Source organism: Mesorhizobium sp. B2-4-17, assembly GCF_006441275.1.
In the GTDB taxonomy this organism is placed as follows: Bacteria; Pseudomonadota; Alphaproteobacteria; order Rhizobiales; family Rhizobiaceae; genus Mesorhizobium.
The window spans coordinates 96,910-117,809 of sequence record NZ_VFUX01000009.1 but is presented as its reverse complement, the minus strand read 5'-3'; the positions used below and the strand labels follow the sequence as shown (position 1 = coordinate 117,809).

The 20,900-nt window shown below is 62.6% G+C and carries 19 protein-coding genes and 1 pseudogene; 16 read left to right on the top strand and 4 right to left on the bottom strand.

The genetic code is table 11. From position 1 onward, the window contains the following. Window positions 1-40: 40 nt before the first annotated feature. The 5 genes from hslV (at window position 41) to FJ548_RS09490 (ending at window position 4,282) form a co-directional block, all read left to right on the top strand. A complete protein-coding gene (hslV, locus tag FJ548_RS09510) occupies window positions 41-592 on the top strand; it encodes an ATP-dependent protease subunit HslV (RefSeq protein WP_023765663.1) in 552 nt (183 codons plus the stop codon). 72 nt (window positions 593-664) lie between these two features. Continuing rightward, entirely contained in the window at window positions 665-1,174 is a 510-nt protein-coding gene (locus FJ548_RS09505; protein WP_140690900.1) for a GNAT family N-acetyltransferase, read from the top strand. A gap of 3 nt (window positions 1,175-1,177) precedes the next feature. Then, complete coding sequence (locus FJ548_RS09500; RefSeq protein WP_140777719.1) at window positions 1,178-1,774, top strand: DUF2585 domain-containing protein; 597 nt, start codon at window positions 1,178-1,180, stop codon at window positions 1,772-1,774. Between the two features lie 4 nt (window positions 1,775-1,778). After that, complete coding sequence (hslU, locus tag FJ548_RS09495) at window positions 1,779-3,089, top strand: ATP-dependent protease ATPase subunit HslU (RefSeq protein WP_140777718.1); 1,311 nt, start codon at window positions 1,779-1,781, stop codon at window positions 3,087-3,089. Window positions 3,090-3,322: 233 nt separating this feature from the next. Then, a complete protein-coding gene (locus FJ548_RS09490; RefSeq protein ID WP_140777717.1) occupies window positions 3,323-4,282 on the top strand; it encodes a DUF1402 family protein in 960 nt (319 codons plus the stop codon). 318 nt (window positions 4,283-4,600) lie between these two features. On the opposite strand, the gene FJ548_RS09485 is transcribed toward FJ548_RS09490, so the two are convergent. The 3 genes from FJ548_RS09485 to FJ548_RS09475 are packed head-to-tail and all read right to left on the bottom strand — an operon-like array spanning window position 4,601 to window position 7,273. After that, a complete protein-coding gene (locus tag FJ548_RS09485; RefSeq protein ID WP_140777716.1) occupies window positions 4,601-5,830 on the bottom strand; it encodes an FAD-dependent oxidoreductase in 1,230 nt (409 codons plus the stop codon). 5 nt (window positions 5,831-5,835) lie between these two features. Next, on the bottom strand, window positions 5,836-6,150 hold the full coding sequence (locus FJ548_RS09480) for a MocE family 2Fe-2S type ferredoxin (RefSeq protein ID WP_140606630.1): 315 nt from the start codon (window positions 6,148-6,150) through the stop codon (window positions 5,836-5,838). Window positions 6,151-6,181: 31 nt separating this feature from the next. Then, window positions 6,182-7,273, bottom strand: coding sequence for a fatty acid desaturase family protein (locus FJ548_RS09475; protein ID WP_140777715.1), 1,092 nt, complete (start codon window positions 7,271-7,273; stop codon window positions 6,182-6,184). Between the two features lie 201 nt (window positions 7,274-7,474). On the opposite strand from FJ548_RS09475, the gene FJ548_RS09470 reads away from it, so the two are divergent. The 9 genes and pseudogenes from FJ548_RS09470 to FJ548_RS30365 form a co-directional block, all read left to right on the top strand. Further along, on the top strand, window positions 7,475-8,506 hold the full coding sequence (locus FJ548_RS09470; protein WP_140777714.1) for a LacI family DNA-binding transcriptional regulator: 1,032 nt from the start codon (window positions 7,475-7,477) through the stop codon (window positions 8,504-8,506). Between the two features lie 363 nt (window positions 8,507-8,869). After that, entirely contained in the window at window positions 8,870-9,811 is a 942-nt protein-coding gene (locus FJ548_RS09465) for a sugar ABC transporter substrate-binding protein (protein WP_140606627.1), read from the top strand. Between the two features lie 104 nt (window positions 9,812-9,915). Next, window positions 9,916-10,992, top strand: a complete 1,077-nt coding sequence (locus FJ548_RS09460; protein ID WP_140777713.1) for an ABC transporter permease — start codon at window positions 9,916-9,918, stop codon at window positions 10,990-10,992. A 2-nt stretch (window positions 10,993-10,994) separates the two neighbouring features. Then, complete coding sequence (locus tag FJ548_RS09455; protein WP_140767453.1) at window positions 10,995-11,762, top strand: ATP-binding cassette domain-containing protein; 768 nt, start codon at window positions 10,995-10,997, stop codon at window positions 11,760-11,762. Between the two features lie 110 nt (window positions 11,763-11,872). Then, window positions 11,873-12,865, top strand: coding sequence for an inositol 2-dehydrogenase (gene iolG, locus FJ548_RS09450; RefSeq protein ID WP_140777712.1), 993 nt, complete (start codon window positions 11,873-11,875; stop codon window positions 12,863-12,865). Between the two features lie 365 nt (window positions 12,866-13,230). Further along, window positions 13,231-14,025: an SDR family oxidoreductase gene (locus FJ548_RS09445; RefSeq protein WP_140777711.1), complete on the top strand. Its 795-nt coding sequence runs from the start codon at window positions 13,231-13,233 to the stop codon at window positions 14,023-14,025. 131 nt (window positions 14,026-14,156) lie between these two features. Continuing rightward, entirely contained in the window at window positions 14,157-14,420 is a 264-nt protein-coding gene (locus FJ548_RS09440) for a type II toxin-antitoxin system prevent-host-death family antitoxin (RefSeq protein WP_140766688.1), read from the top strand. Between the two features lie 434 nt (window positions 14,421-14,854). Next, entirely contained in the window at window positions 14,855-15,943 is a 1,089-nt protein-coding gene (locus FJ548_RS09435) for a 3-deoxy-7-phosphoheptulonate synthase (protein WP_140690913.1), read from the top strand. 97 nt (window positions 15,944-16,040) lie between these two features. Further along, window positions 16,041-16,331, top strand: a pseudogene (locus FJ548_RS30365) (WYL domain-containing protein); the annotation flags it as partial. A 301-nt stretch (window positions 16,332-16,632) separates the two neighbouring features. Here the strand turns inward: FJ548_RS30365 and FJ548_RS09425 are convergent. Continuing rightward, the gene (locus FJ548_RS09425; protein WP_140777710.1) at window positions 16,633-17,742 is read right to left on the bottom strand and encodes a Gfo/Idh/MocA family oxidoreductase; all 1,110 of its coding nucleotides are present in this window, start codon (window positions 17,740-17,742) and stop codon (window positions 16,633-16,635) included. Window positions 17,743-17,897: 155 nt separating this feature from the next. On the opposite strand from FJ548_RS09425, the gene FJ548_RS09420 reads away from it, so the two are divergent. Next, on the top strand, window positions 17,898-18,743 hold the full coding sequence (locus FJ548_RS09420; protein WP_181168745.1) for a MurR/RpiR family transcriptional regulator: 846 nt from the start codon (window positions 17,898-17,900) through the stop codon (window positions 18,741-18,743). 222 nt (window positions 18,744-18,965) lie between these two features. Continuing rightward, window positions 18,966-20,900 carry a 5-dehydro-2-deoxygluconokinase gene (iolC, locus tag FJ548_RS09415; protein ID WP_140777709.1) on the top strand — a complete coding sequence of 645 codons (1,935 nt, stop codon included), beginning with the start codon at window positions 18,966-18,968 and terminating at the stop codon, window positions 20,898-20,900.

The window sequence follows — 20,900 nt, the reverse complement described above, 5'->3', positions numbered from 1 at the left end:
CAATCGCCTTTTTTGGGATCGCGCGAATCGGAGCCAGGACATGTCTGATAATCTGACCATGCATGCCACGACCATCGTGACGGTGCGCAAGGGCAACAAGGTGGTGATCGCCGGCGACGGCCAGGTCAGCCTCGGCCAAACCATCATGAAGGGCAATGCCCGCAAGGTGCGCCGCATTGGCAAGGGCGGCAATGTGATTGCCGGTTTCGCAGGCGCCACGGCCGATGCCTTCACGCTTCTGGAACGGCTGGAAGCCAAACTTGAACAATATCCCGACCAGCTGACGCGCGCCTGCGTCGAGCTCGCCAAGGACTGGCGCACCGACCGCTATCTGCGCCGGCTGGAGGCGATGATGCTGGTGGCCGACAAGTCGGTGTCGCTGGCGCTGACCGGCACGGGCGACGTGCTGGAGCCCGAATTTGGCGTCATGGCCATCGGTTCCGGCGGCAATTACGCGCTGGCGGCTGCACGCGCCCTGATGGACACCGACAAGGACGCCGAGGAGATCGCCCGCAAGGCGATGCAGATCGCCTCCGACATCTGCGTCTACACCAACAATAATTTCGTTGTCGAAACGCTCGACGCCGCCTAAGAAGGCGGGCCATGATCCCCGAACCGCAGGACCACGTAAGCGAAAAGTGGCAACCGGTTTTCGGACAAGATCATGATCAAACAAGACCATAGCTATGATTTTCGGCCGGTGACCAAGAAGGACCTGCCGATGATCGCCGGCTGGCTGGCCGAACCGCATGTCGCGGAGTGGTGGGACGATCCGGAGACCGAACTCGCCGAGATCCGCGATCATATCGATTCGATTTCCGTCGAACCGCTGATCGTCGAGCTCGACGGCAAGCCGATCGCCTATCTGCAGAGCTACGATCCGCATATGGAAGACGACCATCCCTATGCCGACCAGCCGTTCGGCACGCTGGGCATCGACCTTTCGATCGGCCCGCCGGAACTGGTCGGCATCGGCCACGGCTCGGCCATCGTGCGTCAGTTCATCGAGGCGTTGTTCGAGGAAGGCGTGCCGCGCGTCATCATCGACCCCGATCCGGCCAATATCCGGGCCATCCGCGCCTATGAAAAGGCCGGATTCAGGCCTATCGACCGCAGGCGATCCGAATATGGCGACGTCGTGCTGATGGCGATCGACGCTGAAGAGGGGCAGTAGGGCATGATCATTTCCGAGGACAAGAGTCTTTCGGCCTATGAAAACAGCTGGCGGATGGGCCTGCTGATCGTCGCCGGCCTGATTGCCGTCCAGGCCGTCACGCTCTACCTGATGGGCCATCCGCCGATCTGCACCTGCGGCTATGTGAAACTATGGCATGGCGTGGTGAACAGTTCCGAGAATTCCCAGCATATTTCGGACTGGTACACCTTCTCGCATATCATCCACGGCTTCCTGTTCTACGCGCTGGCACGGCTCCTGTTCCCGGGCTCGCCGATCGGCTTGCGGCTGGCATTCGCCGTCCTGATCGAAGGCGGCTGGGAGTTGCTGGAGAACAGCCCCTTCATCATCGAGCGCTACCGCGCCGGCACCATATCGCTCGACTATTACGGCGACAGCATCATCAATTCGGTGTCCGACACACTGGCCATGGTGCTGGGATTTGTCATGGCGCGAAGGCTACCTATATGGGTGATCGTCAGCCTCGCCATCCTCTTTGAATTAAGTACCGGCTACCTCATCCGCGACAACCTGACACTCAACGTGATCATGCTGCTGCATCCGTTCGAGGCCATCAAGCAGTGGCAAAGTGGAATTTAGTGATATGAGCACATTTTCTCCCCGCGAAATCGTTTCGGAACTCGACCGCTTCATCATCGGCCAGAAGGACGCCAAGCGCGCCGTGGCCATTGCGCTCCGCAACCGCTGGCGCCGCCAGCAGTTGGAAGGGCAGATGCGCGAAGAGGTGATGCCCAAGAACATCCTGATGATCGGGCCGACCGGCGTCGGCAAGACCGAGATCTCGCGCCGCCTGGCGCGGTTGGCCGGGGCGCCCTTCGTCAAGGTCGAGGCGACCAAGTTCACCGAGGTCGGCTATGTCGGCCGGGATGTCGAGCAGATCGTGCGCGACCTTGTCGAGATCGCCATCGGCCTGGTGCGCGAGAAGATGCGCGAGGACGTCAAGGCGCGCGCCCACATCAACGCCGAGGAACGGGTGCTGGAGGCGCTGGTCGGCAAGACGGCAAGCCCGGCGACGCGTGACTCCTTCCGCAAGAAGCTGCGCGAAGGCGAGCTCGACGACAAGGAAATCGAGATCGAAGTGGCGGACACCGGCAATGGCGGCATGCCCGGCTTCGAGATCCCCGGCATGCCGGGCGCCAATATCGGGGTGCTCAACATCAACGACATGCTGTCGAAGGCGATGGGCGGCAAGAAGACCAAGCTGCGCAAGACGACGGTGAAGGAATCCTACGACCTGCTGGTCAATGACGAGTCCGACAAGCTGCTCGACCAGGACGAGGTGGTGCGCCGGGCGCTCGATGCGACGGAAAACGATGGCATCGTCTTCCTCGACGAGATCGATAAGATCGCGGCGAGATCCGACATTTCCGGTGGCCCTTCCCGCGAAGGCGTGCAACGTGATCTGCTGCCGCTGGTCGAAGGCACGACGGTGGCGACCAAGTATGGGCCGGTGAAGACCGATCATATCCTGTTCATCGCATCGGGTGCGTTCCACGTCTCGAAGCCGTCCGACCTTTTGCCGGAACTGCAGGGCCGCCTGCCGATCCGCGTCGAATTGCGTGCGCTGGAGAAGGAGGATTTCGTCCGTATCCTGACCGAGACCGAGGCCAGCCTGATAAAGCAGTATATCGCGCTGATGAAGACCGAGGGTGTCGACCTGACCTTCACCGACGACGCCATCGATTCGCTTGCCGGTGTGGCTGTCGACCTCAACGCCAGCATCGAGAATATCGGTGCCAGGCGGCTGCAGACGGTGATGGAGCGGGTGCTGGACGACATTTCCTACGACGCGCCGGACCGCCACGGCACGGCCGTCACCATCGACGCCGCCTACGTCGAGAAGCATGTGGGCGACCTGTCGCGAAACACAGATTTGTCGCGATTCATCCTTTAAACGCCAGCGCCGGAATGTTCCGGCGCCGGGATTGGAGCGCCGCGCGTCCTCTGGACGCGCAAAGGGCGCTCCAACAACTTTGACCGATGCTTCGGCACCGTTTCCGGCAAGAATCAATGTGTGGCCAGATGGTACCATCTGGCCACCTTTCGTCTCGCCGACCGAAGGGGCGCTCTCGACTCGACCAAGAGCGATACCCTAGTTTGCGCGGCAATACCTGTAGGCGGCGGCGCATGAAAAAATTGATCCTGTTCATTCTCGGCTTGACGCTGGCGGCGACGCTTTTCGCCGCCGACGCGGCGACGCTGGTGCCGCCGGGAAACCGAAATGCCGAGCAGCCCGATATTCCCGGCGCCTCCAGCCGGCGCACGCAAGCGACCAACACCACCTTCCAGGCGAAGTATCGCAAGGTCTATGCGCTGCTGCAGAACGACGCCGATCTGCGCGGCAAGATCAAGAAGGCAGCAAGCGCCTATGGCATCGATCCTATGCATATTGTCGGCGCCATCGTCGGCGAGCACACCTATAATGTCGACGCCTATGACCGGCTGCAGACCTACTACGTCAAGGCGATCTCCTACCTCTCCAGCAAACTGTCCTTCGCCTATGACGGCGAGGATGTCAGCGATTTCGTACAGCGGCCGGAATTCAAAAAATGCGGTGCAATCTCGGACAGCTACGATCTGTGGGAATGCCGTGAACAGGTCTGGAACCATTCGTTTCGCGGCAAGACCGTCGGCGGCGAGGATTTCCCCGACAACCGCTTCGGCGCCACTTTCTTCCAGCCCTACTATGCGGGCCAGACCTTCGGCCTCGGCCAACTCAATCCGCTGACCGCCTTGCAGATGAGCGATCTCGTGCACAAGGTTTCGGGCCTGCCGAAGCTCGACGTCGGCGATCCCAACTCGGTCTACAAGACCATCATGGATCCGGACCTGACGCTGCCTTATGTCGCCGCGACGATCAAGAAATCGATCGATGCCTACAAGAGCATTGCCGGCTTCGACATTTCGGGCAATCCGGGGCTGACCGCCACGCTCTACAATGTCGGCAATCCGGAGCAGCGCGCCTATGCGCTGAAGGCGGAAAACGACAAACGCCGCGCCGCGGGCGAGCCGGAAAAGCTGCCGGAAGAGAATTATTATGGCTGGCTGGTCAACGACAAATTGTACGAGCTTAGGGCGTTGTTTTAGAGTCCAGTGAAGTTCAGTGCTGCGGGGGATCGGTGTCGCGCGGCTTCCAGCGTTTACGCCGCCCCTCATCTGCCTGCCGGCATCTTCTCCCCGTATAGTGACGGGGAGAAGGGCACTGTCATTGCCGGTTTCGCCAATCATCAGCGTTGCAAGAGGCGCCGAGAGGTTGCGGCCAGCTACTTTCTCCCCGTCACTATACGGGGAGTTGAGAAGTGGTCCGCGCAGCGGACGAAAAGCCAATTGCTTGGCTTTTCGAACGACGAACGCCCGGCAGGGCAATGAGAGGCGGCGCCGACTTCCACAATTAGCCCTGCGCCCCTACGCCGCCAGCAACGACTTCAGCTTGACGGCCTGCGATCCCAATGACTCCGGCGCGGGCTTGGCCTGCCTGCCGATCAGCATTTCGGCCAGCCTGATGTCGCGGGCGACCGCATTGCCGGGGCCGATGCCGCTGGCCGCCACCAGCCTGCCGTCCTGCGCCAAATGGAAGAGGATGAAGGCGCCGTCGCCGAGATCGCGGCGGACGACAGAACGGCCTTCGTCCGCTAGACCAGCGATCTGCAGGGACAGGCCATACTGATCCGACCAGAACCACGGCACCGCCGCATGCGCCTCGCCGGCACCCAGCATGTTTCTTGCAGCAAGCGCGCCCTGTTCCTGTGCATTGCGCCAGGCTTCCAGCCGCACGCGCCGACCGCCATAGACGGCGAGCGGGAATGAACAGCAGTCGCCGGCGGCGAAGATGTCGGGGTCGCTCGTGCGCAATTCAGCGTCGACGGCAATGCCGTTGTCTATGGTGAGGCCTGCTTCGGCCGCGAGCCCGGTCACCGGCACGGCGCCGATGCCGATGATGGCGAGATCGGCTGCGATTTCCCGTCCGCCCGCAAGCGACACGCGCACTTCCTTGCCGTCATCGGCGATGGCCGCAATGCCGTCACCGCACAGGATTTTGACGTCCTCGGCAATGTGCGCCTGGTGAATGATTTCGGCAATCTCGGTCGGCACGCCGCGCATCAGAATGCGCGGCTGTGCCTCGATGACAGTGACCGAGGCGCCGAGCTTGCGGGCGGCAGCGGCGAGTTCAAGGCCGATGAAGCCGCCGCCGACGATGGCGATGCGGTTGCCGGCACTGAGATGGGCGCGAATGGCCAGCGCGTCGGCGAAGGTCCTGAGATAGACGCAGCGCGCGCCGAGACCGGGCATCGGCAGTTTGCGCGGCGTCGAGCCGGTAGCCAGCAGCAGCTTGTCGTAAGGCAGGACCGAACCGTCCGACAGACGCACCGTATGCGCCGCGCGATCGATCGCCACCGCCTGGATGGAATGGATATGTCGGATCGACTTTTCGGCCAGCATCCCATCGCTGGCGATCGCCTTGACGGCAAGCGCGTCGCTGGCCATCGCATCCTTGGACAGAGGCGGACGCTCGTAGGGCAGATGCGGTTCGTCGCCGGCCAGCGTCACCGGCCCGTCATAGCCGAGATCGCGCAATCCAAGGGCGGCCCGCCCGCCGCATTCGCCGGCACCGATGATGACCATTCCCCGCGCCATGTCCGTCACCCGATCTGAACGAGGACTTTGCCGGCGTCGACCTTGACCGGGTAGGTCCTGAGGTTGACGCAGACCGGCGCGCCCCTGGCCGCACCCGTCTTGTAGTTGAAGCGGCCATTGTGCTTGGGACATTCGATGATGTCGTCCATCACCAGGCCGTCGGCCAGATGCACCTTCTCATGCGTGCAGAGGCCGTCGGTGGCGAAATATTCGTCGTCCGGGCTGCGATAGATGGCGAAGGTACGTCCGCCGTGATCGAAGCGCATCACGTCCTCTTCATCGATATCATCAGCAGCACAGGCCTCGACCCAGTCGCTCATTCAGTCCTCCCGGCAAATTTCGATCGCACCATCACTCCGCCGCGACGGCGACGGCATCGTTGTGGAATTCCTCGCGGTACGGCCTTGCGGTCGGCGGCAATTCGCGCTTCAGGAAATAATCCTCATTGCGCAACTGGCGCAGGAAGACCGGGATCATCTCGCGATAGCCCGCCAGGATCGACGGGGTCGGCGCCGGCAGGTCGTGTTTGATCAGCGCATGCAGCTTCGGCAGCGCATGGTAAGGCACCATCGGGAACATGTGATGCTCTACATGATAGTTCATGTTCCAGTAGATGAAGCGGCTGATCGGGTTCATGTAGACGGTGCGGCTGTTCAGCCGATGGTCGGTGACGTTGTCGGCAAGGCCGCCATGCTGCAGCAGGCCGACCATGACGTGATGCCAGGCGCCATAGAGCCTCGGCAGGCCGACCAGCATCAAGGGCAGGAACGAGCCGAAATACAGCGCCAGCGCGATGGTCGCGGCATAGATCGCCGTCCAGATGCGGGCAATGCGGATCGCCTTCTTCTGCTCCTGCTCCGGAATGAAGGTCTTTTCGGCCGCGCTGATGTTGCCGGCGGCGTTGCGCAGCATGTCGCTCATCGCATGCCAGGCATCGAGCACGCCGACAAAGCCGAGAATGGCGCGCACCAGGTCCGGCGGCCGCATGACCGAGATTTCCGGGTCGCGGCCGACGATGATGGTGTCGGTGTGATGACGCGTGTGGCTCCAGCGCCAGGTCACCGGATTGCGCATGATCATGAAGCAGGCGATCTGATAGACCGCATCATTCATCCATTGCGTCCGGAACGCCGTGCCGTGGCCGCATTCGTGCCAGCGTGAATCGGTGGACGAACCATAGAGGACGCCATAGACGAAAAAGAACGGCACGCACCACCAGGTGCCCCATAACCAGGCGCCGCCGGCGCCGCTGACGACCAGCGCGGCAATCCAGATCGCGGTGTCGCGGATGGCCGGGCCGTCGGAGCGCTGCATCAGCTCCTTCATCTGCTTGCGGGGAATATCGGTGTGATACCATTCGGCCGCCGACAGGCCGCTTTCCACGGCGAGCTTGGCGTCGCGGCCGATCAGGCTGTAGTCACGCCGGGACGGCGTTGCGGTCATGATTGCCTCCTGGTCATGATTGCCTCCTTGGGCAAGGGCACTCGCCCGAGCGAATGCCAATCACCTGTTGCTTTTGGCACCAATCTGGCTTCGATCCTGAAAAATACCGCCGACCCGTGATAGACTCAATATCACAAAGATAGTTTCTATCATTTCCTATCAAAATAGCGTATCGATGTTGGAAATCGAACGAGGGCGATCATGGCGAAACGACCGACCATATCAGATCTGGCGCGCGTCTCGGGCGTCAGCGTCGCCACGGTGGACCGCGTGCTCAACAACCGCCTGCCGGTGCGCGAGGAGACCGCGCGCCGCGTCTATGAGACCGCGACCGAGATCGGCTACCACGCGGCCGGCCTGATCAAGCAGCGGATGCGCCACGAACTGCCGGAGTACCGGCTCGGCTTTCTGCTTTTGAGAGGCAATGATGTCTTCTACACGGAGTTCGCGCGGCAGCTCGAACTCGCGGTGTCGCAATCGCGGCGCTTCCGCGGCGTCGCGGTCATCGATTTCGCCAGTTCGCTGACGCCGGACGAGATCGTCGAGCGCACGCGCAAGCTGGCGGCCAAATGCAGGGCCGTCGCCCTGGTCGGGCCTGATCACCCGACGCTGACGGTCACGGTCGAGCAGATGAAGGCCAGGGGACTGCCGGTCTTTTCGTTGCTGTCCGACTTCGCCGCCGGTATCCGCGAGGGCTATGTCGGCCTCGACAATCGCAAGGTCGGCCGCACCGCTGCCTGGATGATTTCGAAGGCGGCGAGGCGGCCGGGCAAGGTCGCGCTGTTCGTCGGCAGCCACCGTTTTCATGGGCATGAACTGCGCGAGATCGGCTTTCGCTCTTTCTTCCGCGAACAGGCGCCGGACTTCACCCTGCTGGAAACGCTGGTCAATCTCGAGGCCAACCAGATCACACAGGACACGCTGCTCGAGCTTCTTGGCCGCCACCCCGATCTGGTCGGCTGCTACGTCGCCGGCGGCGGCATGGAAGGCGCGGTCGCGGCACTGAGGCAGGCAAAGCCGGCCGAGATGCCGGCGGTCGTCTGCAACGAGATCACGGCGGTCTCGCGTTCGGCCCTGGCCGACGGGATCCTGACGATGGTTATCTCCACGCCGCTGGCCGCACTTTGCCGCGAATTGCTCGACCTCATGGCGCATGCTATCGAAACCGGCGCGGCGAACGCGCCAGGACAGACATTCCTGCCGTTCGATATCTATCTGCCCGAAAATATCTAGCGATTACCTCGACACCCGGCGCATCCCGCCGGCAGGATGAAAGAATCCATCACGGTTGATAGGAGCCGCATCGTCGCGCGGCCGACCGCTTGGCACATGGCTTCCCGCATCGACATCAAAATCCCGCGTCCAGATTTGGAATCGCCCTTGACGCCTCGATGCGAAATGGAATAAATATTTCACCAACTGCGCATTTTGGTTCTTTCGTTCCGGAACATCTGTTTCAAACGGAGGTTTGGCGTTCCAGCCCGTGCAGGGGAACGCCCTGCGGAACGAAACGATATCAGGGAGAGATTCCCCGGGGAGATCGGGGATTCCGGATAGATCGGTGCAACCGGACACCAAAAGTGGAGGAGAAACACAATGAAGAAACTGCTTTTGGGCGTCGCCTTCGCGGCGCTGATGAGTTCATCCGCCATGGCCGCCAAGATCGGCGTATCGATGGCCAAGTTCGACGACAATTTCCTGACCGTGTTGCGCAACGGCATGATCGCGCAGGCCAAGGGCATGAGCGGTGTCGAACTGCAGGTCGAGGACGCGCAGAACGACGTCGCCAAGCAGCTCGACCAGATCAAGAACTTCGCCGCCTCGGGCGTCGACGCCATCATCGTCAACCCGGTCGACACCTCGGCCACCCAGGCGATGTCGGACGCCGCCGCCGCCGCCAAGGTCCCGCTGGTCTATGTCAATCGCGAGCCGGTCAATGTGAACACGCTGCCGGACAACCAGGCCTTCGTCGCTTCGAACGAAGCCGATTCCGGCACGCTGGAAACCAAGGAAGTCTGCCGCCTGTTCAAGGCAGCCGGCAAGAAGGAAGCCAATGTCTATGTGATCATGGGCGAGCTTTCCAACCAGGCCGCCGTGCAGCGTACCAAGGACATCGAGGAAGTCATCGCCACCCCGGAGTGCAACTTCATCAAGATCATCGACAAGCAGACGTCGAACTGGGATCGCGACCAGGCCCAGAACCTGATGACCAACTGGCTGTCGACAGGCAAGAAGTTCGACGGCGTCATCGCCAACAATGACGAAAGCGCCATCGGCGCAATCCAGGCGATGAAAGCCGGCAACATCGACATGAAAACCGTGATCGTCGGTGGGGTGGACGCCACCCAGGACGCGCTTGTGGCGATGCAGGCGGGCGACCTTGCCGTGACCGTGTTCCAGGACGCTGCCGGCCAGGGCGCTGGCGCGCTGGACGCGGCGCTGAAGCTCGCCAAGGGCGAGAAGGTGGAGCACAAGGTCTACGTCCCGTTCCAGCTGGTTACACCGGCCAACATCGACAAGTTCCTGAAGAAGAACTGAGCGGCGGACATACGGAGCGGCGCTCCCAGGCTAAAGGTAGCGCCGCTCTCTTTCTCAGCGTCTGAAAGACGTGAGGACGGCCGTGGCTGACGGAGGATAGAGGATTGGCACAGACATCTCATGGCGTCGGCGGGCTCAGCTATGACGCGAAGAAGCGCACATGGCCGGCCGAATTCAACGTTTTCCTGGCGCTCGTCATTCTCGTCGTCATCTTCGAGGCGATCGGCCGGATCTTTCTCGGCGACAGCTTCCTGTTCAACACGCGCAGCGACGTCAGCGGCATCTTCAACGAGGCGCGCCTGCAGATCATCATCCTGCAAGTGTCGATCGTCGGCATCATCGCCATCGGCGTCACGCAGGTGATCATAACAGGCGGCATCGACCTGTCCTCGGGCTCGATCGTCGGCGCCACCGCAATGATCGCCATGAGCTTCGCCCAGGTGGCGACCGTCAACGGCAACCCCAATCCCAAGGCGATGTTCCTCGCGGAGGGCTGGACCGACCTGCCGGTCATCGTGCCGGTGCTGGTGGCGATCGGCTGCGGCCTGCTTGCCGGCCTGGTCAACGGCGCCTTGATCGCCTACACGCGCATTCCGCCCTTCATCGCCACGCTCGGCATGATGGTGACGGCGCGCGGCATTGCCAAATGGTGGTCCAAGGGCCAGCCGATCTCGTTTCCGACCGACAGTTTCGCGGCAATCGGCAAGGGCTTGATGCCGGTCATCATCTTCATCTCGCTGGCGATCCTGTTCCAGCTCATCTTGACCTACACAAGATACGGCAAGCACTGTTACGCCATCGGCTCCAACGAGGACGCCGCGCGCATGTCCGGCATCAAGATCGCCAACCACAAGATCCTGGTCTATGTCATTGCCGGGATCCTGGCCTCGCTCGCCGCCGTGGTGCTCTCCTCCAAGAATCTCACCGCCCAGTCCGGCATGGGCGTGATGTATGAACTCGACGCCATCGCCATGGCGGTCATCGGCGGCGTTTCGCTGTCGGGCGGGCGCGGCTCCATCATCGGCACCGTGATCGGATCGCTGATCTTTGGCGTCATCATCTCCGGCTTCACCTTCCTGCGCCTCGACGCCTACTATCAGGAGATGGTCAAGGGCGTGATCATCGTCGGAGCGGTCGTTCTCGACCAGTGGCGCCAACGTATGCGTGCATTGAGGGCTTGACCATGTCAGACATTGTCCTGAAGACCGAAAACCTGACCAAGCGCTATGGCGGCGTGCATGCGCTCGAGGGCGCGAACTTCGAGCTGCGCAAGGGCGAACATGTCGCCATCATGGGCGACAATGGCGCCGGCAAGTCGACTTTCGTGCGCCAGATCACGGCGGTCGAACAGCGCACCAGCGGCAAGATCTGGTTCGACGGCAAGGAAGTGAATTTTACAGGTCCCATCGCGGCACGCGAGGCGGGCATCGAGACCGTGTTCCAGAACCTGGCACTGGCCGACGACCTCGACGTGCCGTCGAACCTGTTTCTCGGCCGCGAAAAGGTGCTGTTCAATCTCGGGCCATTCTCGATCCTCGACCGCAAATATATGCGCAAGGCGACCGAGGCGGCACTGGTGCGCACCGCGGTGAAAATACCCAACCTCTCCAACACCATCCGCCACATGTCGGGCGGCCAGCGCCAGTGCGTGGCGATCGCCAGGACAGCGACCTTCGCTTCCAAGCTGATCATCATGGACGAGCCGACGGCGGCCCTTGGCGTGCAGGAGACGGCGCAGGTCGAAAACATCATCCGGACGCTGAAGGACAATGGCGAGCCGCTGATCCTGATCAGCCACAATATGCGCCAGGTGTTCGACCTTTGCGACCGCATCGTCGTGTTCCGGCGCGGCCGTATCGTGGCCAATCTGCGCAAGGAGAACACCGACGGCCAGGACATCGTCTCCTACATCACTGGCGCCAAGACCGGGGAAGCCGAACTCGCGGCCTAGGGCCGGGCGCGGAGGCGGCGGTCATCGCCTCCCCGTCGATATATCCGGACCGCAAACTCTACGCCCGTGACAGGCGCCCCTGCTTCGAACCACCCCCAGAGGAAATTTCCATGACTCTCCGCTTCGCCCTCCTCGGTGCCGGCCGCATCGGCAAGGTCCACGCCCGCGCGGTTGGCTCCAATCCACAGGCCAAACTGGTTGCCGTCGCCGATGCCTTCGAGAAGGCGGCGACCGAATTGGCGACCGCCTATGGCGCGGAGGTGCGCACCATCGATGCCATCGAAAAATCCGGCGATATCGACGCCATCGTCATCTGCACGCCGACCGATACCCATGCCGACCTGATCGAACGCTTCGCCAAGGCCGGCAAGGCGATCTTCTGCGAAAAACCGATCGACCTCGACGTCAAGCGGGTGGAAAAGTGCCTGGCCGTGGTGGACAAGGCCAAGGCGACGCTGATGGTCGGCTTCAACAGGCGCTTCGATCCGCATTTCGCCGCCGTGCGCAAGGCGATCGATGACGGCGCCATCGGCACCGTCGAGATGGTCACGATCACCTCGCGTGACCCCGGCGCGCCGCCCATCGATTACATCAAGCGCTCGGGCGGCATTTTTCGCGATATGACCATCCACGATTTCGACATGGCGCGCTTCCTGCTCGGCGAGGAACCTGTTGCGGTCAGCGCCCACGCCTCGGTGCTCGTGGACAAGAAAATCGGCGAGGCCGGCGATTTCGACTCGGTCAGCGTCATCCTCGAGACGGCGTCAGGCAAGCAGGCCATCATCTCCAACTCGCGCCGCGCCACCTATGGCTACGACCAGCGCATCGAGGTGCATGGTTCGAAGGGCATGGTCGCGGCCGAGAACCAGCGGCCGGTGTCGATCGAGTTGGCCAACGACAAGGGCTATACCCGCCCGCCGCTGCACGACTTCTTCATGACGCGCTATCTCGACGCCTATGCCAATGAGATTGCAGCATTCATCACCGCTGCGACATCGGGCAAGAAAGCGGCTCCGAGCGGAGCGGATGGGCTTGTGGCCTTGAGGCTCGCCGATGCGGCGTTGAAATCGGCGACGTCAGGCAAGACCGTCCGTCTCGATTGACTCGGCGAGGCGAATTTTTTGGGGCGATCAGCTTGTCAGTCTACAAGGCTTTGCGATTAGCCGGAGCACCCATTACGTCGTCATCCACGGGCGGAGCAAGGAGCGAAGCGACGCGGCGCAGACCCGAGGATCCATGCCGTTACGTCGGAGCGATGTGAACGGTGCAGAAATCTGCTCCGCCACGTTCTTCGGCCGGGGTCACGGTATGGATCCTAGGGTCTCCGCGACGGAGCTTCGCTCCTGCTTCGCCCTAGGATGACGAGGTTGAGGACGCCTAGGCCAAGTTTTCAATGTACCGGAAAACCGATCGGAACCTCGATGAATCTCGAAAAACCATTGGTAATCAAAATCATAGGAGCAAGACGATGAGCGGATCAATTGATCGCAATTCAGAAACACGCGCCATCGTCACCGGCGGCGCGCAAGGCATTGGCTTCGCCGTCGCGGAGGCGCTTGCCGATGAAGGCTGCCGGGCGCTGGCGCTCATCGGCCGCTCGCAGGAGAAGGGCGACAAGGCCGTCGCCAGCCTCAAGAAATCCGGCGTCGACGCCATCTTCATCAGCGCCGACGTTGCGAAAGTGGCGGACTGCAAGCGCGCGGTGGCGACCGCGATTTCGCATTTCGGCACAATCAACGCGCTGGTCAACGCCGCCGCCACATCGGCGCGCGGTTCGCTGGTCGAGACTTCAGAGGAGCTTTTCGACCAGATATTCGACACCAACGTGCGGGGACCCTTCTTCCTCATGCAGGGGCTGGTCGCACATCTGCTGGAACGCAAGGCGCCGGGCTCGATCGTCAACGTGCTGTCGATGTCGGCGCATGCCGGTCAGTCCTTCCTGACGCCCTATTCGACCAGCAAGGGCGCGCTGATGACGCTGACCAAGAATGTCGCCAGCTCCTACCGGAAGAACCGCATCCGCTGCAACGCCGTGCTGCCCGGCTGGATGGACACCGAAGGTGAGGCGATCGTGCAGAAAAAATGGCACGACGCGCCGGACGACTGGCTGGAAAAGGCCGAGGCCGCGCAGCCGATGGGCCAGTTGGTGAAGCCGGCCCAGCTTGCCCAGCTGATCACCTATATGCTGAGCCCGCAGGCCGGCGTCATGACCGGCTCGCTGGTCGACTACGACCAGAACATAGCCGGCGTGGTTGGGGAGTAACGGCAATTGAGCCGCTGCACGCCGTCTGGGTTCAGCATAACGGTGCGGGGCCCCATGAGCCGCATGCCTAACTATTGCCGCAGCATTACCTTTCCCTCATAGTCATAAGTCCGAACAATCATGGGGGTGGAATGATGTCTGCGCCCGAACATACCAGCTGGACTGTCGCCGAGGCAAAAGCCCGGTTCGCCGAGATTATCGAGCGGGCGCGGTACGCGCCCCAAACGATCATCGAAAACAGCAAACCGAGCGTGCTTGTAGTATCGGCCGAAGAATGGCTTCGAAAGACCGGGCGAAAGGGTACGCTTGCGGAATTCCTGTTGGAATCACCACTGCGTGGTGCCGATTTGGACCTTGAACGTCAACACGACGAACCGCGTGACCTGCCGCTATGAATCGCTACTCACTTCGTCATCCACGGGCGGAGCAAGGAGCGAAGCGATGCGCGCAGACCCGAGGATCCATGCCATTACTTTGAAGCGGCGCAGCGGCGCAGAATTTTGCTCGGGTGCATTCCTCGGCCAAGGTCACGGAATGGATCCCAGGGTCTCCGCGACGGAGCTTCGCTCCTGCTTCGCCCTGGGATGACGAAATCGCGAGATTCGGCCATTCCGAATTGGCTCTCATCACCCACGTGACAAACACCCCCGCATCGACTATATGACCCGCATGATCAACCTGTCCGCCACGTATTGGTACTTTAGCAGCTCGCTGGCGGCGGGAGGATTGCGCTCGATCTGAAGATTGCAGCATCAAAATCCGAACAGCCGCCAGACCTGGCGGCTTTTTTGTTTCAGCCGGCAGGTCTCCCAACCAGGAGCAGAAAGCCGTGTTGACCACCACAGATGACCTTCGGGTCACCGAAATCAGGACACTGAGCACGCCGGACGAGGTGATGCGCGAAATACCGCGCACGCTGACGGCGACGCGTACCGTTGCCACCGCGCGCAATTCCATCCATTCCATCCTCACAGGGGCCGACGATCGACTTGTTGTCATCGTCGGCCCTTGTTCCATCCACGATCCGGTCGCCGCCGTTGACTATGCCAGCCGTCTGGCGGCGCTGCGCGAAGCCCTGGCCGACCGGCTCGAGATCGTCATGCGCGTCTATTTCGAGAAGCCGCGCACGACCGTCGGCTGGAAGGGGCTGATCAACGATCCGGACCTCGACGGCAGCTTCAACATCGAAAAGGGGTTGCGCATGGCGCGCAACGTGCTGTCGGCCGTCAACAATCTCGGCCTGCCGGCGGCGACCGAATTCCTCGACATGACCATACCGCAATACATCGCCGACCTCGTCGCCTGGGGCGCGATCGGCGCGCGCACGACCGAGAGCCAGATCCATCGCGAGCTGGCATCGGGCCTCTCCTGCCCGGTCGGCTTCAAGAACGGCACCGACGGCAATCTCAAGATCGCCGGCGAGGCGGTGAAATCGGCCGCGCAGCCGCATCATTTCATGGCGGTGACCAAGGGTGGACGCAGCGCCATAGCGGCGACCACCGGCAATGAGGACTGCCATGTCATCCTGCGTGGCGGCGTTCAGCCCAATTATGACGCGGCGAGCGTCGCGGCCGCCGCCGCGGAACTCGCCCGCATTGGTGTCGCGCCGCGGCTGATGATCGATGTCAGCCACGCCAACTCAGCCAAGAAGCCCGAGAACCAGCCCAAAGTGGCGGCTGACGTGGCGGGCCAGGTGGCGGCAGGCGACGAGCGCATCATCGGCGTCATGATCGAGAGCAATCTCGTCGCCGGTCGGCAGGATGTGGTGGCCGGCAAGCCGCTCGTCTATGGCCAGAGCATCACCGATGGCTGCATCGACTGGGCGACCACCGAGACCGTGCTGCACGGCCTTGCCGGCGCCGTCGAGTGGCGCCGATCGGCACGGCGCGCGATGATGGAGAGGCAAGGAGCCGCCTGATCTGGCAGGCCATGTCTGTATGGAAGGGCGGCGGTCTCCGGATTCGGACCGGGCTCACGCCGCCTTCAGCCTTGCAATGCCTGGGTTTCGCGGCACCTCGGCCGGAGCGACCGACCTGGCGCCGGTGCGCCGCGCAATCCTCAACGAGCAGAAGCTCGGCCGACAAGCCTGACCGCGCCTGCAGGCGCCTGATCCGCCCGACCCCGCTCAACTCCTACGCTGAAACCGCCAACATCGTCGCCTGGTGTGAACTCCGCCAGGCGATCTGCAATTCCGCAACGATCGCATCGAGGATGCCCCGACCGAGCCGTGGTTCAAAGGCAAAGGCGACGGCTTGCGGCAGGTCTGGGTGAACGGGTGGGAGACGAATACCACCGCTGGTAACTGAGACGTTTGCCGCCGTTCGCGAGTAGCACCGACCGGTGTGCCCCGCGATCAGCACCAACTGATTGATTTGAAATGTCGGCGCTGCCCCTCATCTGCCTGCCGGCATCTTCTCCCCCTGTAGTGACGGGGAGAAGGGAGCGGTTTCGGCCTTGGCGCTTGCCCTGCAGTGCGGGAAACTGGCGAAATCCGTGGCGAAGGCCCGGCAGGGCAATGAGGGACGGCGCCGACGTTAAAGCTAGCAGCGGGCGTGGCATCATATGTGTTCCCCGCTGGATAGCGCTCGATCGGCGGCCAAGCCGCCGCTACCGCACATCGACCCAGCGCTTCTCCTCGAACGAGCGCGCCATGGCGTGCACGGTGCGCTCGATCTCCAGGCCTTGCGCGAATTCGATGAGCCGCGCCGGCTTGCCGGCGAGCCGCGTCAGCAATTCGCGGCACTCGATGATCTTGAGATCGTTGAAGCCGAGGCCATGACCGGGCGCCGGCACAAAGGCGTCGTACGGCTTGTGGTGCGGCGCCACCAGGATGGTGCGATAACCCTGTTCGGTCGGGCGGTCCGATGTGAGGTAAAGCTGGAATTCGTTCATCCGCTCCTGATCGAAGAGTATCGAGCCCTTGGAGCCAAAAATCTGGACGGCGATGCGGCCCTTGCGGCCCCAGGCCGAGCGGTTGACCTGGAGCGTGCCGGCAATGCCGTTTTCCAGATGCATCAGCACGCTGGCGATGTCGTAGGTTTCGACCGCGCGGCGCCCGCCGGCCGCCAGCTTGCGGTCGGCATAGGGCTTGGCCATGTCGCAGATGACGCTGGTGACGCGTCCGAACAGCACAGAGACCAGCGACAGCGGATGCACGGCGAAATCGTCGAGCGCGCCATAGCCCGAAGCGGCCTCGTGCTTCCAGAAGAACAGCGCCTCGGGATCGGCCATGAAATCCTCATCCATCTCGATGCGCAGATGGTTGACCTCGCCGATGATTTTCTCGTCGAGCAGCGCGCCGATGTGGCGGATGGCCGGGCTCTGGATGTAGTTGTAGCCAAGAGCCGCGACCTTGCCTGATTTCTTGGCCGCAGCGGCCATCGCCTCGGCTTCGGCAAAGCTCGGCGCCATCGGCTTTTCGCACCACAGATGCTTGCCGGCTTCAAGGATGGCGATGGCCATCTCCGGATGGAACTGGTTGGGCGTGGTCAGCGAGACGATATCGACCTCCGGGTCGTTGACGACGGCGCGCCAGTCGCCGGACGCCCTGGCGAAGCCGAATTCGCCGGCCTTGCGCCTGGCGAGATCCTCGTTGACCTCGCCGAGATGGACCAGCCGCGGCTTGGCAACGTCGGGAAAGACTGCGCCGACAGCGCTCCACGCGATGGCGTGGCATTTGCCCATGAAGCCCGTGCCGATAAGACCTACGCCGACCATCCGCGATTTCTCCACTGCTTGAAGCGCCGATTGGATGAATTAATCCATTTTCTTCGGGAATGGAATGTCTGCCTCATTTTTTATGGCGTTCTTGCACAAGCTCGCTATGATGAGGCAGAGAGGACGCTTCACGGATGAGCTTGAACGGGCCGACGATGGACGAACTGGTACCTCGCGACTTCGAGACGCTGCGCGCCACTATCCTGGATCGGCGCGAGAGCCTGCCGAAGCGTATCGCCCAGATCGCCGCCTATGCGCTCGACAATCCGGACGACATCGCCTTTGGCACCGCTGCAAGCATCGCCGCCTCGGCCGGCGTACAGCCTTCGACCCTGATCCGCTTTGCCCAGCAGCTTGGCTTCGACGGCTTCACCAGCCTGCAGCAGGTGTTTCGCGAGCGGCTGCGTGAGCGCAACTCCTCCTATGACGAACGGCTGCAGGCGCTGCGCGCCAAGGCCGATACCGGCGCCGGCCACCGGGCGATCTTTGACGGGTTCGTCGCCGCCGCCAGCACTTCGCTTAACGACATTTCGCGCACACTGGATGACGCGCATCTGGAAGACGCGATTTCCCTGCTGGCGAAGGCGCAGACCATCTATGTGCTGGCCAAGCGGCGCTCCTACCCGGTGGCGACCTACATCGCCTACGCGCTGGGCAAGTTGAAGATCCGCAACCAGCTGATCGAATCGGCCGCCGGCCTGAACGCCGAGATGGTCGGCTTCGCGACGCCGGCGGACGCCGTCATCGCCATCAGCTTCTCACCCTATGCGCCTGCGACGATCGAGGAAGCGCGCAGCATTTCGGAACAGGGCGTGCCGATCGTCGCCATCACCGACAGCTCTTTTTCGCCGCTTGCCCAGTTCGCCAGGGTCTGGTTCGAGGTTGCCGAGGCGGACTTCGCTGGCTTCCGCTCGCTGTCGGCAACGATGGCGCTGGCCATGGCTCTGACCGTCGGGGTCGGCGAGAAGCGGCGCGACGCAAGCCGCAAGCGAAGAACCTGAATTTGACCCCGAGAAGGCTTGGGCGAGACCGGAAATCGGACACCGCCCATCGCTTCCCGCCTTCGGTCCGGGATCATGGCCGCGCAGTTTTCAGTACGGGAATGCTCATTCCATATTGACTATGGATTGGAATTATTATTTCATATTGCCGGCGCCACGCTGCCGCTCGCGCGTGTTGCCCAAACAATGTTGTTCATGACAACAGACCGACGGGAGGTTCCAATGAGCGAAGCCGTGGACGCGAAACAGGCGCCGCTCGACGTCATCACCATCGGTCGTGCTTCCGTCGACCTCTATGGCCAGCAGATCGGCTCGCGGCTGGAAGACATCACTTCGTTCGCCAAGTCGGTCGGCGGCTGCCCGGCCAACATTTCGGTCGGCACGGCGAGGCTCGGCCTGCGTTCGGCGCTGCTGACGCGCGTCGGCGACGAGCAGATGGGCCGCTTCATCCGCGAACAGCTCAAGCGCGAAGGCGTCAACGTCGACGGTCTGAAGACCGACAAGGAACGGCTGACCGCCCTGGTGCTGCTCTCGGTCGAGAGCGAAGGCGTTTCGCCGATGATCTTCTACCGCACCGACTGCGCCGACATGGCGTTGGCGCCGGAAGACATCGACGAGGCTTTCATCGCCTCGGCGCGCTCGATAGTGGTCACCGGCACGCATTTTTCGCGCCCCAACAGCGACGCCGCCCAGCGCAAGGCGATCCGCATCATGAAGGCCAAGGGCGGCAAGGTTGTCTTCGACATCGACTATCGCCCGAATTTATGGGGCCTCGCCGGCCATGCCGAGGGCTTCGAGCGCTATGTGAAGTCGGACCGGGTCTCGGCCCAGTTGAAGACGGTGCTGCCCGATTGCGACCTCATCGTCGGCACTGAGGAAGAGATCATGATCGCCTCTGGCGCCGACGACTGCCTGAGCGCGCTGAAGACGATCCGCTCACTGTCCTCCGCCACCATCGTGCTCAAGCGCGGCGCCATGGGCTGCATCGTCTATGACGGGCCGATCAGCGACGATCTCGAGGACGGCGTCGTCGGCAAGGGTTTCCCGATCGAGATCTACAATGTGCTGGGCGCAGGCGACGCCTTCATGTCCGGCTTGCTGCGCGGCTGGCTCGGCGGCGAAAACCTGGAAACAGCGGCGACCTGGGCCAATGCCTGCGGCGCCTTCGCCGTTTCGCGGCTGCTTTGCGCACCGGAATATCCAACCTTCGAGGAGCTGCAGTTCTTTCTGAAGAACGGCAGCAGGCACCGGGCTCTGCGCAAGGACGAGGCGATCAACCACATCCATTGGGCGACCACGCGCCGGCGCGAGATCCCTTCGCTGATGGCGCTCGCCTGCGACCATCGCGTGCAGCTCGAGGACGTCGCGGCCAAGGCCGGCGCCGATCCTGCGCGCATCCGCGATTTCAAGGTGCTGGCTGTCAGGGCGGCGGCAAAGGTCGCCGCCGGCCGTGATGGCTACGGCATGCTGATCGACGAGAAACATGGCCGCGAGGCGATGTTCGAGTTCGCCCGCCATCCCTTCGCCTGGCTTGGCCGCCCGGTGGAACTTCCGGGATCACGACCGCTGCGCTTCGAGTTTTCGCAGGACATCGGCTCGCAGCTTGCCGAATGGCCTGTCGATCACTGCATCAAGTGCCTGTGCTTCTACCATCCCGACGATCCGGCGGCCTTGAAGGAAGAACAACAGCAGAAGCTGCGCGCGCTGTTCGAGGCCGCGCGCAAGGTCGGCCGCGAATTGCTGGTCGAAATCATTGCCGGGAAGCACGGCAAGCTCGACGACACGACCATCCCGCGCGCGTTGGAGGAGCTTTACGCGCTCGGTATCAAGCCTGACTGGTGGAAGCTCGAGCCGCAGGCCTCGGCCGGCGCCTGGGCCAGGATCGAGGCTGTCATCCTGAAACATGATCCCTGGTGCCGGGGCATCGTGCTGCTTGGGCTCGAGGCGCCGCAGGACGAGCTGGAAGCCGCTTTCGCCGCCACGGCCAAGGCACCGATCGTCAAGGGTTTTGCCGTTGGCCGCACAATCTTCGTCCACGCCGCCGAAGAGTGGCTCGCCGGCAGGATGTCCGATGACGAGGCCGTCGCCGACATGGCGTCGCGCTTCGAGCAACTGACCGAAGCGTGGCTTGCCGCGCGCGGCCGCAAGGCAGCATAA